Below are 13,597 nucleotides of genomic sequence, written 5' to 3'. Positions count from 1 at the left end.
CAGATACCCTGTATTGTCAACTCTCAAAAGGCCAAAAATGACCGAGATACAGCGCCTGCTTACCGCCACCATCGACGATCTTAACCACCGCGAAAAGCGAGACAATCGCCCGCGCTTTAGCATTAGCTTTATCCGCAAACATCCCGGGCTGTTTGTTGCCATGTATGCCGCCTGGCTGGCGACGCTGATTGTCATGCTGAAGTCCGAAACGCTGGTGGACTCCGTCTGGCTGCTGGTGGTGCTGTTTGTCGTGTTTAACGCCTTTTTCTTTTTCGACGTGAATCCCCGCTACCGTTACGAAGATATCGACGTCCTCGATTTCCGGGTCTGCTACAACGGCGAATGGTACAACACGCGTTTTGTGCCGAATGAGCTTATCGACAGCATCCTGCACTCTCCGGCTGTCGAAACCGTGCACAAAGAGAAGCTGCAGAAAATGGTCGCAACGAAAGGCCAGCTCTCTTTTTATGATGTTTTTACCCTTTCCCGCCCTGCTGCTGCGTAATTAACGCCTGCAGGCGCCGGATACCCGGCGCAAACTGCGAAGCAGAGGTGTTGCCGTAACCTAAAACCAGGCCGGTTTGCCCCTGCTTCGTCTCCAGGTAATAGCCGCTCAGCGCAGCGGGTGCCAGCTGAAATGCCCTCGCTTTCTCCACCAGCCGCTGGTCGTCGATACCGTCAATCGCCAATGTCAGGTGCATTCCCCCTTCACCGGCAAGAACACGGTGCGGAGTATAAAGCTCTGCGCTCAGCACCTCCCGCAGCTGGCGGTAACGCTTACGATACAGGCGACACATGGCGGCAAGATGACGGGCATAGTGCCCCTCCTCGATAAACAGCGCCAGGGTGCGCTGTTCTGCGCGATGCCCGCCGCGCAGCAGCGAGCCGATAGCAGGACGCGCTGCTTTCGCCAGCGCTGGCGGTAACACCATGAACCCCATTCGGAGCGACGGAAACAGCGTTTTACTGAACGTCCCCAGATACACAACGGGCGCGTTGTTGACCATGCCCAGCATCGCCGGTACGGGCTCGCCGGCATAGCGGAACTCGCTGTCATAATCGTCCTCAATGATCCACGCCTTGTGCTGGCGGGCCAGTTCCAGCAGCGCCAGACGCCGCCGCGCGCTGAGCACGCTCCCGTAAGGAAACTGATGCGACGGCGAAGTGAAAATGAGCGCAGGTGAAGGCGCATGCAGCCCTTCCCAGCACATTCCCTCGTCATCCACCGGTATGCCGATCATCGCAAGGCCGGTTTTGACAAAGGCGCTTTTGGCCCCGCTGTAGCCGGGATTTTCCACCCAGGCGACATCCCCCGGCTCGCTTAACAGCATCGTGCACAGATTGACGCCCTCCAGCGCCCCTTCGGTTATCACAATCTGGCTGGCGTCGCAGTCAATGCCGCGAGAAAGCGCAAGGTGACGGGCGATGGCTGCCCGCAGCGACGACTCACCGGCCGGGTCGCCATAGCCCAGCAGAGCGCTCCCCTCCTCCCGCAGGACACGATCGTACAATCGCCGCCACAGCGGCAAGGGGAAATAGTTGATGGCGGGCGTTCCCGGCGTAAAGGCCATGACCGGGGTGTCGCGCGACACAGGCGCAGGCAGCTGGACGACACGTTTTGCCAGCCTGACCTCAGGATCGGTCAGAACCCGCGGGCTGGCACGATGGGCGAATTGCGCCACCCGCGTCCCCTGACGGTTACGCAGCAAATAGCCTTCGAGCGTGAGCTGGTCCAGCGCCGCATTGACGGTGTTCCGTGAAACGGAAAGCTGCTGCGCCAGCGTTCGCGAGCCGGACAGCTGGCTGCCGGACCGAAGCCTTCCGCCCAGTATGGCCTCCCGCAAAGCGAGATAGAGCGCGCGCTGAAGCGTCTCTTCCCCACGCGTTTTAAGCGCAGCATGGAGCAAGGTATAAAGTTCATCGCCCGGTATGTTCATCTCATCTCCTTGTGGTACCACCAAAACATAGCTGAGTGGTTCTTTTTAAGGAACCAGTAATTTTCTAATCTGGAACTCTTCTCAACGTCACGGAAATAAAGATGAAGACATTCAATGAGTTTGGACAACCTGTGGGCGAAGCCCTTACCGACTGGCAGCCTCGCCCTCATCCGTCCCGGGTAGTACTGCAGGGGCATTATTGTCGGCTTGAACCGCTGCGCGTGGAGCATGCCGGGGCGCTGTTCTCCGCCTATGCTCTGGCCGGAGACACCCGGAGCTGGACGTGGCTACTGCGTGAACCCGATGCCACGGCCGCTGAGTTTGCCGAATGGGTGGCAAGCGTGTGTGAGTTATCTGACCCGATGCACTTTACCGTTATCGATAATCAGACCCAGGCCCCGGTCGGGACGCTGGCCCTGATGCGGATCGATCCTAAAAACGGCGTTGTGGAAGTGGGACACGTTCACTTCTCCGTGCTGTTAAGCCGCACGCCCATGTCAACAGAAGCGCAATATCTGCTGATGCGGTACGCGTTCGATACCCTGGGCTACCGTCGATATGAATGGAAATGCAACAGCCTGAACGAACCATCACGCAAAGCGGCACTGCGTCTGGGCTTTCAGTTTGAAGGCCGTTTTCGCCAGGCGCTGGTCATAAAAGGCCGTAACCGGGATACCGACTGGTTTTCGATTCTCGACAAAGAGTGGCCGGCGCTGGCGAGCGCCTTTGAAGGCTGGCTTGCCACCGACAATTTTACTGCCGATGGCAAACAGAAAAGATCCCTGGAAAGCTGGCGAGAAACGCGCGTCTAGCGTCTTTTTTTACGTCCCTGCACCGCCTTAAAACGCGGATTGGATTTGCAAATCACGTATAAGCGTCCCTTGCGTTTGACTATCTGGCAATCCGGGTGACGCTGTTTTGCGCTGCGCAATGAGTTAAGCACCTGCATGGTTAGCCCCGCTTCGCAATAAGAAAACCGCCAAAACGCTTGCGGAAGCGCGCTGCGCTGCCATCCGTGGAAAACGTTTTTTGCTTACCGGTATAAAACGGATGCGATTTTGAAGAAACCTCGATAGTGATGTACGGATACGTTTCACCGTCGAGCTCAATTTCGCGGTCGGTTTTAATGGTTGAACCCACTTTAAAGTATTCATTGGCACTGGTGTCGTGGAATACCACGGTGCGATACGCTGGATGGATGTTTGGTTTCATCATAAACCCTTTGTGTTTTGTTATAACATAACAAAATAATAGCCAGGCGAGGTTGAAAAAACAACCCTCTCTCTCCTGAGGATATTTTCTAATTTGCTTTAGATAACATGAAAACCCTGCCCCCACGTGCTATAACTATTTCATTTCGCGGTAAAATCTTTCTCTTCAGGCAGGAAACTCAGCGTCCGGATTCGGGCATATGAGAAAGGAAACGACAGCATGAAAACCCGACATCTGGTCAGTCTGGTGACTGGCGTACTTATCTTTTCCGTGCTGGTTCCCATTTGCCTCAGCATCTGGCTTGCCCATCGCCAGGCAGAAGAGAAATTTGTTGATGCGCTGGATAGCTATGCTTCTCGGGTGCTGATGCGCACCGACAGGGTCGTGGATCAGGCTAAAGAAGCGTTAAATCACCTGCAGGGATTTAAGGGCGTTCCCTGTAGTCCGCTGCATTTGAGGGAAATACGTCGGGTCGCGTTCTCGTGGCGCTATATCCAGGAGGTGATCTATATCGACAACCTCAAACCCCTCTGCTCTTCGCTTGAGCAGGCCAGTAAATCCGCCGCTTATCCTCCCCCCATGCGTATCACCGAAGATGGCTACAGCGCGTGGCTTACCGCACAGAACGATCTTGGCTTTCACCGCTATATGGCCGTGCTCGGGAAGGGCCATTACCTTGTTCTGGTCGATCCTGCCTCGCTTGTGGATGTGATCCCTTTCGGGGCGATTGCCATTGATGCCGCTCTGGTGGGAAGCGCAACGCATCTTATTTTCGCCAGCAGTAACACGCTTGATCCGCATATCCGCGATCGGATCAACGATCGAGGCGTCTCCAGCGTTCAGTACAAGGGCTCCATGTACGTCATGAAGCCGGTACCTGAGCTTGGATTTAGTGTCGTCACGTGGGCAGCGCTCACACCCCTGGCTGAAAGCTGGCACCGACAGCTGCTTTTCTGGCTGCCGTTTGGCGTCCTGATAAGCCTGCTGGCGGCACTGTTTGTCCTGCGGATCCTGCGACGTATCCAGTCGCCGCGCAATCGCCTGCTGGACGCCATTAACAGCCGCGATTTTGTGGTTCACTATCAGCCCATCGTGGCGCTGTGCAGTGGAAAAATCGTGGGTGCGGAAGCGCTTGCGCGCTGGCCCCAGCCAGACGGAAGCAGTCTCTCGCCTGATATATTTGTGCCGCTTGCCGAGCAAACCGGCCTCATCTCGCAGCTGACGCAGTTAGTTATGGAAAAAGTGTTTGAAGATATGGGCCACTGGCTGCAGCTCCACCCCGATCAGCATATCTCCATCAACCTCGCCCCGGCCGATTTGACCTCCGGTAATCTGCCGCCTTTACTGAGTCAACTCCTGAATAAGTGGCAGATTCATCCCCGACAAATCGCCCTTGAGTTAACCGAGCGTGGCTTTACCGACCCCAAAATCAGCGCGCCGGCTATCGCCGCGTTTCGCCGTTCGGGCCACCCTGTCTACATTGATGATTTTGGCACGGGCTATTCCAGTCTCAGCTATCTGCAGCATCTCGATGTCGACACGCTAAAAATTGACAAATCGTTCGTGGATGCACTGGAGTACAAAAACGTAACGCCGCACATTATCGAAATGGCGAAGTCGCTGCAGCTGGCAATGGTGGCGGAAGGCGTGGAGACCGAAGGGCAGCTTACCTGGCTGCACCGCCACGGCGTGCAGTATGGGCAGGGGTGGTTCTACAGTAAGGCGCTGCCCAAGACGGAATTTATCCTTTGGGCAGAGAACAACCTCGCCACGCGCTCTACTTAAGATAGGATTTGATCACCTGCAGCACGACGCCAAGATCGGCTTCACGCTGCGCCTCTTCGGGCTCTTTCACGACATGATCGGTAAGATGCCCTTCAATCACCTGCATCATCATGCCATTGACCGCGCCACGGATCGCCGCCAGCTGCTGTAACACCTCGGCACATTCGTGATCGCTGTTGAGCATTTTCTCCAGCGCGGTGCTCTGCCCCTGAATTTTCTTCAGGCGAGTCAATAACATCTTTTTATCGCGAACGGTATGTGACATCTCTGTCTCCCTCATTTTTGGCTTTTAAAGCATATCACGCTCTACTCCCCCTGAGTATTTTTCTACTGGGGGGTAGTATTAAGCTACTGGGGGGGAGTACTATTTGCGCACGCTTTCCATACTGGAAATTTCAATGAACGATTTTGCTTCACTCCTGCAGCAGGGTAATGCCTGGCTGTTTGTTCCCAGCGCTATCCTGCTCGGTGCGCTGCATGGCCTGGAGCCGGGCCACTCAAAAACAATGATGGCTGCCTTTATCGTGGCTATCCGCGGCACGCTGAAGCAGGCGGTGTTGCTTGGTCTGGCGGCTACGCTTTCCCATACGGCGGTAGTCTGGATCATTGCCATGGCAGGACTATGGTTTGGCCGCGGCTGGGACGCACATACGTCCGAACCCTGGTTCCAGCTGATCTCCGGGGTGTTGATCGTTGCAATCGCCCTGTGGATGGCGTGGCGAACCTGGAAAGAGAGCCGGCCACACGATCATCATCACGATTGCCGCCACCATCATGACCATGACCACCACCATGATCATCACCATGATCATCACCATCACCACGAACACCCGCTGGTTGAAGAGGAGTGGCAGGACGCCCACCAGCGCGCGCACGCGCAGGATATCAACCGGCGCTTTAACGGACAAAACGTGACGACAGGACAGATCGCGATGTTTGGCCTGACCGGCGGGCTTATCCCCTGCCCGGCGTCCATCACCGTTCTGCTGATCTGCCTGCAGCTGAAGCATTTTGCGCTCGGCGCGACGCTGGTATTCAGCTTCAGCATCGGTCTGGCGTTAACGCTGGTCGCTTCCGGCGCGATTGCCGCCTTAAGCCTCAAGCACGCGACAAAACGCTGGCCCGGATTTAGCGAACTTTCCCGCAAAGCGCCGTGGATCTCCGCCGCGCTGATTATCGTGGTAGGGATTTACATGAGCCTGCATGGCCTGAGCGGCATTCTGGCGTAAGCAGGCGGCCACGCCCGGTGGCAGCCTCTCTGGTCAGGTAAGAGTCTGCTGCCAGCTAAAGGTATAACGAAGCTGGCGCGTCTGCAGGATAAATTCCGGCGAAACGCTGGGGCTCCAGGAGTCATCGCCGCCCACCCCCATATGAAACGCATCGAGGTTGAGCCAGCACCCCGGCTCTTCCCGCAGCAGATGATGATGGGTTGTCTCACGCAGCTGCTGCTGGCTATAGCGGCCCACTGAGAAATGGAACGCGCCATTCAGCTGATGCGCACCCAGCACAAGTTTGCGGGTATCGCAGCGCAAACCATTTTCCGTCGGGAAGATATACGGCGTGTGCATGTCTGTCAGGGGCAGTGTCCAGCGCCCCTGCTGCGCCGCCAGCTTTCTGTCCGGGTAGTTTTCATGCGGACCCAGCCCCAGCCAGTCAACCTTTTCTGGCGTTTCAGCGAGATGAACGCTCAGGCCAATGCGCGCGGGCTCCGGGATATCAGACGCAATATCGACCTGAATGTCGCCATGCAGAACACCCTGCTCGTCCACCCGCCAGATTTTACGGCTCAGGAACAGCGCCCTGCCGCGATGCTCCAGGACATTAAGCGTGGTAACCACCACCTCACGCGCATGCTGCTCTGCCTCACAGTGCAGCATGCGCGAGGTGAGATCGTACATGCCCGCCGCTTTCCAGCGTTCAACCCACGCATTTGGATCGATGCGCGTCGCTTCGCTCACCCCAATGTCGTTGTCCAGCGGCGCGCGGCTGACGTTATCCGTCACGGGTGAAAGCAGCGTTTCAACGCCATTTCGCCACCATTGAGTCAGGTATCCGGATGCGCGATCGAACTGCCAGCGCTGTTGACGATGCGTGACCTCCAGGATGCGATCGTTTTGCGTTAAAACCGGCGGCTCGCCCGTAGAGGCTGGCGGTGCAATAAAGAGTGGAGCGGGAAGCGTCCACTGCTCCCACGCGCAGCGATGGCCTGCCGGTGACCACGGCGTTGCCAGCGGCTGGCGAACCTCAACGTTCAGCCAGATTTCACCCGGCCCGGCTTTCAATTCCGGCAGAGCGATCTCCAGACGCTGAACGCCTTCAGGGGCTATCGCCAGCGTGACCTCGCCCGAAGCCAGTACCTTCCCATCCCGGGCAACCGTCCAGCTCAGCACTTCGTTATCGGTAGGGCGGAACAGGTAGCCGCTTTGCACCTCAATCACCAGCGGAGAGGTACTGACTAGCGTAAAGGTAAAGAACTGCTGGGCGCGCTGCGCTTCGTACAGCGCCGGGTGCGGCGTGCGATCGGGGAAGACCAGGCCATTGAGGCAGAACTGGCGATCGTTCGGCGTATCGCCAAAGTCCCCGCCGTAGGCCCAGAACGCGTTGCCCTTTTCGTCTTTCTTCGTCAACGCCTGATCGACCCAGTCCCAGACAAACCCACCCTGCAGGCGAGGATGGCTGCGAAACGCCTGCCAGTATTTCGCAAACCCGCCGAAGCTGTTTCCCATCGCGTGGGCGTATTCACAGAGGATCAGCGGACGCGTTTCGTCGGGCATACCGATCCATTTTTTGATTGACCATTTAGGCACCGCCGGGAAAGGCTGATCCCAATCGACCCGGGCGTACATCGGACAAACAATATCGGTCGCCGCCGTATTCGCCCCGCCGCCTTCGTACTGCACCGGGCGCGTGGGATCGGTGGTTTTCAGCCAGCGGTACAGCGCATCATGATTCGCGCCGTGGCCGGACTCGTTACCCAGCGACCAGATGATAATTGAGGGATGATTGCGATCGCGATGCACCATGCGGGTTACGCGCTCGCTCATGGCGGGCAGCCAGCGCGGATCGTCAGCGAGGCGGCTCATTGGCACCATGCCGTGGGTTTCAATATTGGCTTCGTCAACGACGTACAGTCCGTAGCGATCGCAAAGCCGGTACCACAGCGGATGGTTCGGGTAGTGCGAGCAACGAACGGCGTTGAAGTTATGCTGCTTCATGATTTCGATGTCGCGACGCATGGTCGCCTCGTCCATCACCTGACCGTTTTCCGGGTGATGCTCGTGACGGTTAACCCCGCGGATCAGCAGCGGCTTACCGTTAAGCTTCAGCAGGCCGTTGCTGATGTCAACGCGGCGGAAGCCCACATCGCACGCCTCAACCTCCAGCACCTCACCCTGCGGGCCGAGAAGCGCCATCGTCAGACGATACAGTTCCGGCGTTTCAGCACTCCAGAGCGCGGGGCGGTCAATGGGGATCGCCACCGTTAAGCGTTCGTCCCAACTGCCGCGCTCGTCCACAACGGCAGACCCCGGACGCCGGGAAACGCTGGCGCATTTTTCACCCTTGCGCCACAGGGTAAAGACCACCTCGCAGTCTGCAAAGCCCACCCCTGCCAGCGCGACATCTGCCTTAAGCACTGCGCGGTCCAGCTCCGCATTCAGGTCCGTCACCACGCGATAATCGGCAATCTGCGTTTCGGGTTTATGCAGTAGCGTCACATCTCGGAAAATTCCGCTCATGCGCCACATGTCCTGATCTTCCAGATAGCTGCCGTCGCACCAGCGCAACACCATGACCGCCAGGCGGTTCTCACCGGGCCGCAGGACCGTCGAGAGATCGAATTCGGCAGGCAGCCTGCTGTCCTGGGAATAGCCCATCCACCGCCCGTTGCACCACAGATGAAACGCAGAGTTCACGCCGTCAAAGATGATGCGGGTCTGCCCGCTCTGAAGCCACGCGTCATCCACATCAAATGTGAGCGAGTAACAGCCGGTTGGGTTTTCCTGCGGCACAAAAGGCGGATTAACGGGGATAGGATAGGTGACGTTGGTGTAGATGGGCGTGTCAAACCCCTGCATCTGCCAGTTCGACGGCACGGGCATCGCAACGGCATCCGCACAGTCTTCGGTTACCCACGCCTCCGGGATTTGCTCGGGTGCAGGAAAGTAGTTAAATCGCCACACCCCATTGAGAGAGCGTCTGCTGGCGGATGCAGCATCATCCAGGGCAGGCTGTTCAAGACGCCAGCTGTTTAACGGCGCATGTGCCTCCAGACGGTTCCACTGGGTGACACCCGGGTTTTCCCAGTCCCGCCGGGCCAGAATGGCGCTGAGAGTCAGCGATAAAGTATTGGGCATATTAACCTCTTTGCGAAGCGCTCACAATTTTGGTTAACATGCCCTGGCACCCGGCGACGGTAAAGCACGCAATCGCGGGGTAGCGAGTCCGATCACAAAGTTTTATTTGCGGGCAAGCTGCCCGGCAAGGAGGGCCAGGCTTCTGAGCTGCTGCGCCAGATCCTCGCGTTCGGCCTGCTGCGGGGTACGGCGCGCGCTGGAATGGCGGGTCACCAGCGTTACCGGCAGCTGAACCTGCCAGCATTCCTCCCCCCCGCTGGGGGACAGAAGCCACTCCACGCTGCGCTCGCCCGCCTCGCGAAACGCCTGACGAATGGTCGTCAGCGGCGGAGAAAACCAGGCGCTGTCGGCCGTATCGTCAAACCCGACCACCGATATCTGGCCAGGAACAGCTATCCCTTTTTCCGCACAGGCGCGCATTACCCCAAGCGCCATCTGATCGTTCGCCACCAGAATGGCATCCGGCAGTACCGCCCCCGAGAGCAGCACATATCCCTTCTCATAGCCGCTGGCCGCGCTCCAGTCGCCGTAGGCCACCGCAGCCGCGTCAAGACCCGCCTGCGCCAGCGTCGCTTTCCATCCCGCCAGACGCGCGCGCGCAGAGACAGAGCTTTCCGGCCCGCTCAGCAGGGCAATATGCTGATGCCCCAGCGAAAGCAGATGCTCAACGCCCAGGCGTGCCCCCTCCTCGGCGTTAAACACGAGGCTATTTACCTGCGCTGACGGTGACACGTCGAGGAACAGCACCGGGACGGGCGTCGCCAGCGACCTGAGCGCTTCGGCGTGCGGATCGTCAAGCGGCACATTGACCAGCAGCGCGTCTACCCGCTGCGCCAGCAGCGCCTGAAGCGCCGCCTGACACTGCTGCGGCTGCTCCACCATGGAAATCAGGACGCTCGCCCCGTGCCCTGCAGCCCGGGATTTTACCGCCGAGACAATTTGCGAAGGCGCGTGCAGCGCCAGATCGGTGGTGATGAGCCCCAGCGTACGGGTGCGTTTCCCCGCCAGCTGCTGCGCCCGCAGATTGGGAACGTAATGCAGCTCCGCCATTGCCTGCTGCACCTTTTCCCGCGTGCGGGCAGAGACGTGCTCCGCGTCGTTAATCACGCGGGAAACGGTCTGATAAGAAACCCCCGCAAGGAGGGCGACATCATAAAGAGTGATTGCTTTCATGCGTTCTGGCATCGCGATTTTCGAAGTGTCTATTCTGGCACAGCGACGCCATTAAAACATGTGAGCGCTTCGCAAATTAAACAACCCGCTCCGGCTGCGTCATTTTCTCACCGCGCGGCTTCTGGCGGAACCAGGGCAAACAGAGCTGGATAAGCGGGCCAATGGTCAGAGCATACGCCACGGTTCCCACCCCAAACGAGCCACCCAGCACGCACCCAATCAGCAGGACGGACACTTCGATGGAGGTACGCACGCTGCGAATGGACCACCCCAGCCGGGCGTGAATGCCGGTCATCAGGCCGTCGCGCGGACCAGGCCCGAAACCGGCCCCGATGTACATGCTGGTGGCGATCGCGTTCATCACGATGCCCGACACCAGGAAAGCGATGCGCACGGATAACGAACTCAGTTCGGGGATAAGCGCCATGCTGGCGTCCGCCGCCAGACCGATACAAATCACGTTGCTGATCGTGCCAAGACCGGGCATCTGACGCAGCGGGATCCACAGTAAGAGCACCGCAGCCCCGGTCAAAATGATCACCGTTCCGATGCTCATCCCCAGCTGTATTCCCACGCCAAGGTGAAACACATCCCACGGATCGACTCCCAGATCCGCACGAATAAACATCGCGGTGGAAAGCCCATACAGCCCTAAACCGACATAAAGTTGTAGCAGACGACGTACCATTTTTATCTTCTCCAGTGAACCCGACTTTCATCCTGACCCAAAATGGCACTAAGATTAATGTCCAGTTTTTAAATAGTGGACTGCACATGTCATCACGCCGCTTCGGAAGCCAGTCTTTGGTACGCCTTTTAGGGCACTGGCAGCAAACTTCATCCCGCACTCCGCTCTGGCGCCAGCTGGCCGACGCGCTGCGCTTATTAATCCTTGATGGCCGGCTGGCACTGCATACGCGCCTGCCGGGTGAGCGTGAGCTGGCGACGGCGCTGAACGTCAGCCGAACCACCGTCAGTAGCGCCCTCGCCCACCTGCGTGAAGAGGGTTATCTTGAAAGCCGCCACGGCAGCGGGTCGCGCGTCATCCTCCCGGATGCACGCGCCGTTCCCACCCTTTCCGCAGCGAGCGTCGCCCTGGATCTTTCCACTGCCGCCCTCAGCGCCGGGCCGGAGATCCACCAGGCTTACACCCATGCACTTACGGCTATTACTCAACACCTCTCGCTGACGGGCTACGAGCAGCTTGGGCTGCCGTCGCTACGGGAGGCCATCGCTGCGCGCTATACCGCGCGAGGTCTTCCCACCCGGGCAGACGAGGTGATGGTGGTCAACGGTGCCGTCAGCGGGTTCGCGCTGGTGCTGCGGATGATGGCCGGACCGGGGGATCGCGTCGTGGTCGATCACCCCACCTATCCGCTGGCGATTGCCGCTATTCAGGGAGCACAGTGTCGGCCAGTAGGAGTGTCGTTGCCGGAAACGGGCTGGGATACGGATGGCTTTGCGGCTACGCTTGCCCAGACCGCGCCGCGCCTGGCTTACCTGATGCCCGATTTTCACAACCCAACCGGTCGATGCATGGATATCGCCACCCGTCAGGCAATCGCTGATATAGCAGCCCAGACCCGCACGGCGCTGGTCGTGGATGAAACGATGGTCGATCTCTGGTTTGATTCGCCACCGCCGCCACCGCTGGCATCGTTTAACCCGCAGGCCAGCGTGATCACGCTAGGCTCTGCCGGAAAAAGCTTCTGGGGCGGGCTGCGTCTCGGCTGGATCCGCGCCTCCTCGCGGACTATCGCCACGCTCGCCCAGACGCGCGATACGCTGGATTTAGGCTCGCCGCTGCTAGAGCAGCTGGCAACGCTGTGGCTTATCGACAATAGCGAGCGTTTTCTGCCCGCTCGCCGCAAGATGCTGGCGGAACGGCGCGATCGATGCAGTAACCTGCTGCGAGAACATTTCCCGGAGTGGGCGTTTCATGAGGCGGAGGGTGGGCTCTCTTACTGGATCGAACTTCCTGGCATGCTGGCGACACAGCTTGCCGCACGGGCAGAAATCATCGGGATTAACCTGGGAACCGGGACGCGGTTTGGTTTATCGGGGGCGTTTGACCGCTTTTTACGTATGCCCTTTTCGCTGGAGCCAGCGGAGCTGGAAGCGGCATTGCTGCGGATTAAACCGTTATGGCTCGCGCTAAATTCAAATACGCCAGCAGTCAAACGCCGCCTGGTTTAATATTAAAATTTTGAACTGGGTCATAAAATAAAAACTGCTGACTGTAATATATGCAGTCAGCAGTTTTCACTGGTCAGGATTTAGTGCTGAGGAGGAATGGGGAAACCTTTCAGGGAAATAACGAAATTATCACCGTCTTTCTTTATTTTTGCACCGGTATCACACCAGTCAGACGCAATACGAAAGAACTCATCGCTTCCAACATTCCAGCCAAGACGTACATGCTTCACGTAGCCTGAACGCAACAGAGCGCAGGCCTCGTTGTAGTCACTGGCAGTTGACAGTTGTTGTTTCATTTTCTCTTCTTCAGAAGTTTACGTAGAGCCTTGATTTCTTTAGGAGTAAAAGGAGAAACACTCTCTTCTTCCGTATGCTGATTATCAATATCCTCTTCCGATACTCCCGCCTCTTCTACTGCTTCAAACGCCAGCAGCAGCAGTTTCTCTGTGGTCACGCTTAAATTTTCGTTATTTACTTCCGCATAGTGGCGGAGTCTTTCTTTTAGCGCTTCGTCAATTTTAACATTTAAAACTGCAGTAGCCATGTTTGTCACTTCCCTTCGGAATAAGTACTTTATTTAATACACGAAGTTATCACTGTTATCCAGATCTATATTTTTTTGAATTTTGACGAAAATAGACGTCCAATTATAAAATGCCAGTCTATTATTACAGGTTTATGACAGTAATATTTCAGAGCGATGAAATATATATTACACGGTATAGGCATTATATTATTGTGGAATAAAGGCTAAAAAGAGATGGGAACAGGAAAGATGGATGAGGCCACAAATGGGTGGGGGCCCTGCCAGCTACATCCCGGCACCCACGTCGTCTGCCCTGGCTGCTTCCTTCCGGACCTGACCTGGTGAACAGAGTAGCGTTGCGGGAGAACCAACAGAGCCCCCATTGAGAGCGTTGATAACCAACGCGCTGGCGC

14 protein-coding genes and 1 other RNA gene are annotated in these 13,597 nt (G+C 57.5%); 5 read left to right on the top strand and 10 right to left on the bottom strand.

The genetic code is table 11. The features are described from left to right. Nucleotides 1-37: 37 nt before the first annotated feature. The gene (locus OKF39_RS06240) at nucleotides 38-505 is read left to right on the top strand and encodes a YlaC family protein (protein WP_028012186.1); all 468 of its coding nucleotides are present in this window, start codon (nucleotides 38-40) and stop codon (nucleotides 503-505) included. Here the strand turns inward: OKF39_RS06240 and pdxR are convergent. Beyond that, the gene (gene pdxR, locus OKF39_RS06235) at nucleotides 477-1,937 is read right to left on the bottom strand and encodes a MocR-like pyridoxine biosynthesis transcription factor PdxR (protein WP_479983586.1); all 1,461 of its coding nucleotides are present in this window, start codon (nucleotides 1,935-1,937) and stop codon (nucleotides 477-479) included. The genes OKF39_RS06240 and pdxR overlap by 29 nt on opposite strands. A 101-nt stretch (nucleotides 1,938-2,038) precedes the next feature. Between pdxR and OKF39_RS06230 the strand changes: the two genes are divergently transcribed. After that, nucleotides 2,039-2,749: a GNAT family N-acetyltransferase gene (locus tag OKF39_RS06230; RefSeq protein ID WP_045259912.1), complete on the top strand. Its 711-nt coding sequence runs from the start codon at nucleotides 2,039-2,041 to the stop codon at nucleotides 2,747-2,749. On the opposite strand, the gene ykgO is transcribed toward OKF39_RS06230, so the two are convergent. Continuing rightward, complete coding sequence (gene ykgO / locus OKF39_RS06225; RefSeq protein ID WP_003859006.1) at nucleotides 2,746-2,886, bottom strand: type B 50S ribosomal protein L36; 141 nt, start codon at nucleotides 2,884-2,886, stop codon at nucleotides 2,746-2,748. The genes OKF39_RS06230 and ykgO overlap by 4 nt on opposite strands. A gap of 2 nt (nucleotides 2,887-2,888) precedes the next feature. Next, nucleotides 2,889-3,149, bottom strand: a complete 261-nt coding sequence (locus OKF39_RS06220) for a type B 50S ribosomal protein L31 (RefSeq protein ID WP_100122746.1) — start codon at nucleotides 3,147-3,149, stop codon at nucleotides 2,889-2,891. Nucleotides 3,150-3,368: 219 nt separating this feature from the next. On the opposite strand from OKF39_RS06220, the gene OKF39_RS06215 reads away from it, so the two are divergent. After that, the gene (locus tag OKF39_RS06215) at nucleotides 3,369-4,934 is read left to right on the top strand and encodes an EAL domain-containing protein (RefSeq protein ID WP_309264754.1); all 1,566 of its coding nucleotides are present in this window, start codon (nucleotides 3,369-3,371) and stop codon (nucleotides 4,932-4,934) included. Here the strand turns inward: OKF39_RS06215 and OKF39_RS06210 are convergent. Further along, nucleotides 4,927-5,199, bottom strand: a complete 273-nt coding sequence (locus tag OKF39_RS06210; protein ID WP_028012182.1) for a metal/formaldehyde-sensitive transcriptional repressor — start codon at nucleotides 5,197-5,199, stop codon at nucleotides 4,927-4,929. The genes OKF39_RS06215 and OKF39_RS06210 overlap by 8 nt on opposite strands. A 133-nt stretch (nucleotides 5,200-5,332) precedes the next feature. Here OKF39_RS06210 and OKF39_RS06205 point away from each other — a divergent pair, with 133 nt between their 5' ends. Then, complete coding sequence (locus OKF39_RS06205; protein WP_326432314.1) at nucleotides 5,333-6,163, top strand: nickel/cobalt efflux protein RcnA; 831 nt, start codon at nucleotides 5,333-5,335, stop codon at nucleotides 6,161-6,163. A gap of 33 nt (nucleotides 6,164-6,196) precedes the next feature. Here the strand turns inward: OKF39_RS06205 and OKF39_RS06200 are convergent, their stop codons facing one another. The 3 genes from OKF39_RS06200 to yczE all read right to left on the bottom strand — a co-directional run bounded on the left by OKF39_RS06200 (nucleotide 6,197) and on the right by yczE (nucleotide 11,150). Beyond that, nucleotides 6,197-9,289, bottom strand: a complete 3,093-nt coding sequence (locus tag OKF39_RS06200; RefSeq protein ID WP_479983585.1) for a beta-galactosidase — start codon at nucleotides 9,287-9,289, stop codon at nucleotides 6,197-6,199. 102 nt (nucleotides 9,290-9,391) lie between these two features. Beyond that, complete coding sequence (locus OKF39_RS06195; RefSeq protein ID WP_479983584.1) at nucleotides 9,392-10,462, bottom strand: LacI family DNA-binding transcriptional regulator; 1,071 nt, start codon at nucleotides 10,460-10,462, stop codon at nucleotides 9,392-9,394. A gap of 76 nt (nucleotides 10,463-10,538) precedes the next feature. Next, nucleotides 10,539-11,150, bottom strand: a complete 612-nt coding sequence (gene yczE / locus OKF39_RS06190) for a membrane protein YczE (protein ID WP_028012178.1) — start codon at nucleotides 11,148-11,150, stop codon at nucleotides 10,539-10,541. A gap of 86 nt (nucleotides 11,151-11,236) precedes the next feature. On the opposite strand from yczE, the gene yczR reads away from it, so the two are divergent. Beyond that, nucleotides 11,237-12,658, top strand: a complete 1,422-nt coding sequence (yczR, locus tag OKF39_RS06185; RefSeq protein ID WP_479983583.1) for a MocR-like transcription factor YczR — start codon at nucleotides 11,237-11,239, stop codon at nucleotides 12,656-12,658. An 80-nt stretch (nucleotides 12,659-12,738) separates the two neighbouring features. Here yczR and OKF39_RS06180 read toward each other — a convergent pair whose 3' ends face one another. The 3 genes from OKF39_RS06180 to ffs all read right to left on the bottom strand — a co-directional run bounded on the left by OKF39_RS06180 (nucleotide 12,739) and on the right by ffs (nucleotide 13,557). Then, the gene (locus tag OKF39_RS06180; RefSeq protein WP_028012176.1) at nucleotides 12,739-12,954 is read right to left on the bottom strand and encodes a hypothetical protein; all 216 of its coding nucleotides are present in this window, start codon (nucleotides 12,952-12,954) and stop codon (nucleotides 12,739-12,741) included. Beyond that, on the bottom strand, nucleotides 12,951-13,202 hold the full coding sequence (locus OKF39_RS06175; protein ID WP_006176926.1) for a hypothetical protein: 252 nt from the start codon (nucleotides 13,200-13,202) through the stop codon (nucleotides 12,951-12,953). Before OKF39_RS06175 ends, OKF39_RS06180 begins: the two co-directional genes overlap by 4 nt. 258 nt (nucleotides 13,203-13,460) lie before the next feature. Next, an RNA gene (gene ffs / locus OKF39_RS06170) (signal recognition particle sRNA small type) lies at nucleotides 13,461-13,557 on the bottom strand. Nucleotides 13,558-13,597: the final 40 nt, after the last annotated feature.

It is taken from the genome of Enterobacter cloacae complex sp. HYC042_NIDB, assembly GCF_056673315.1.
This window is presented reverse-complemented; position numbering and strand designations above follow the sequence as displayed.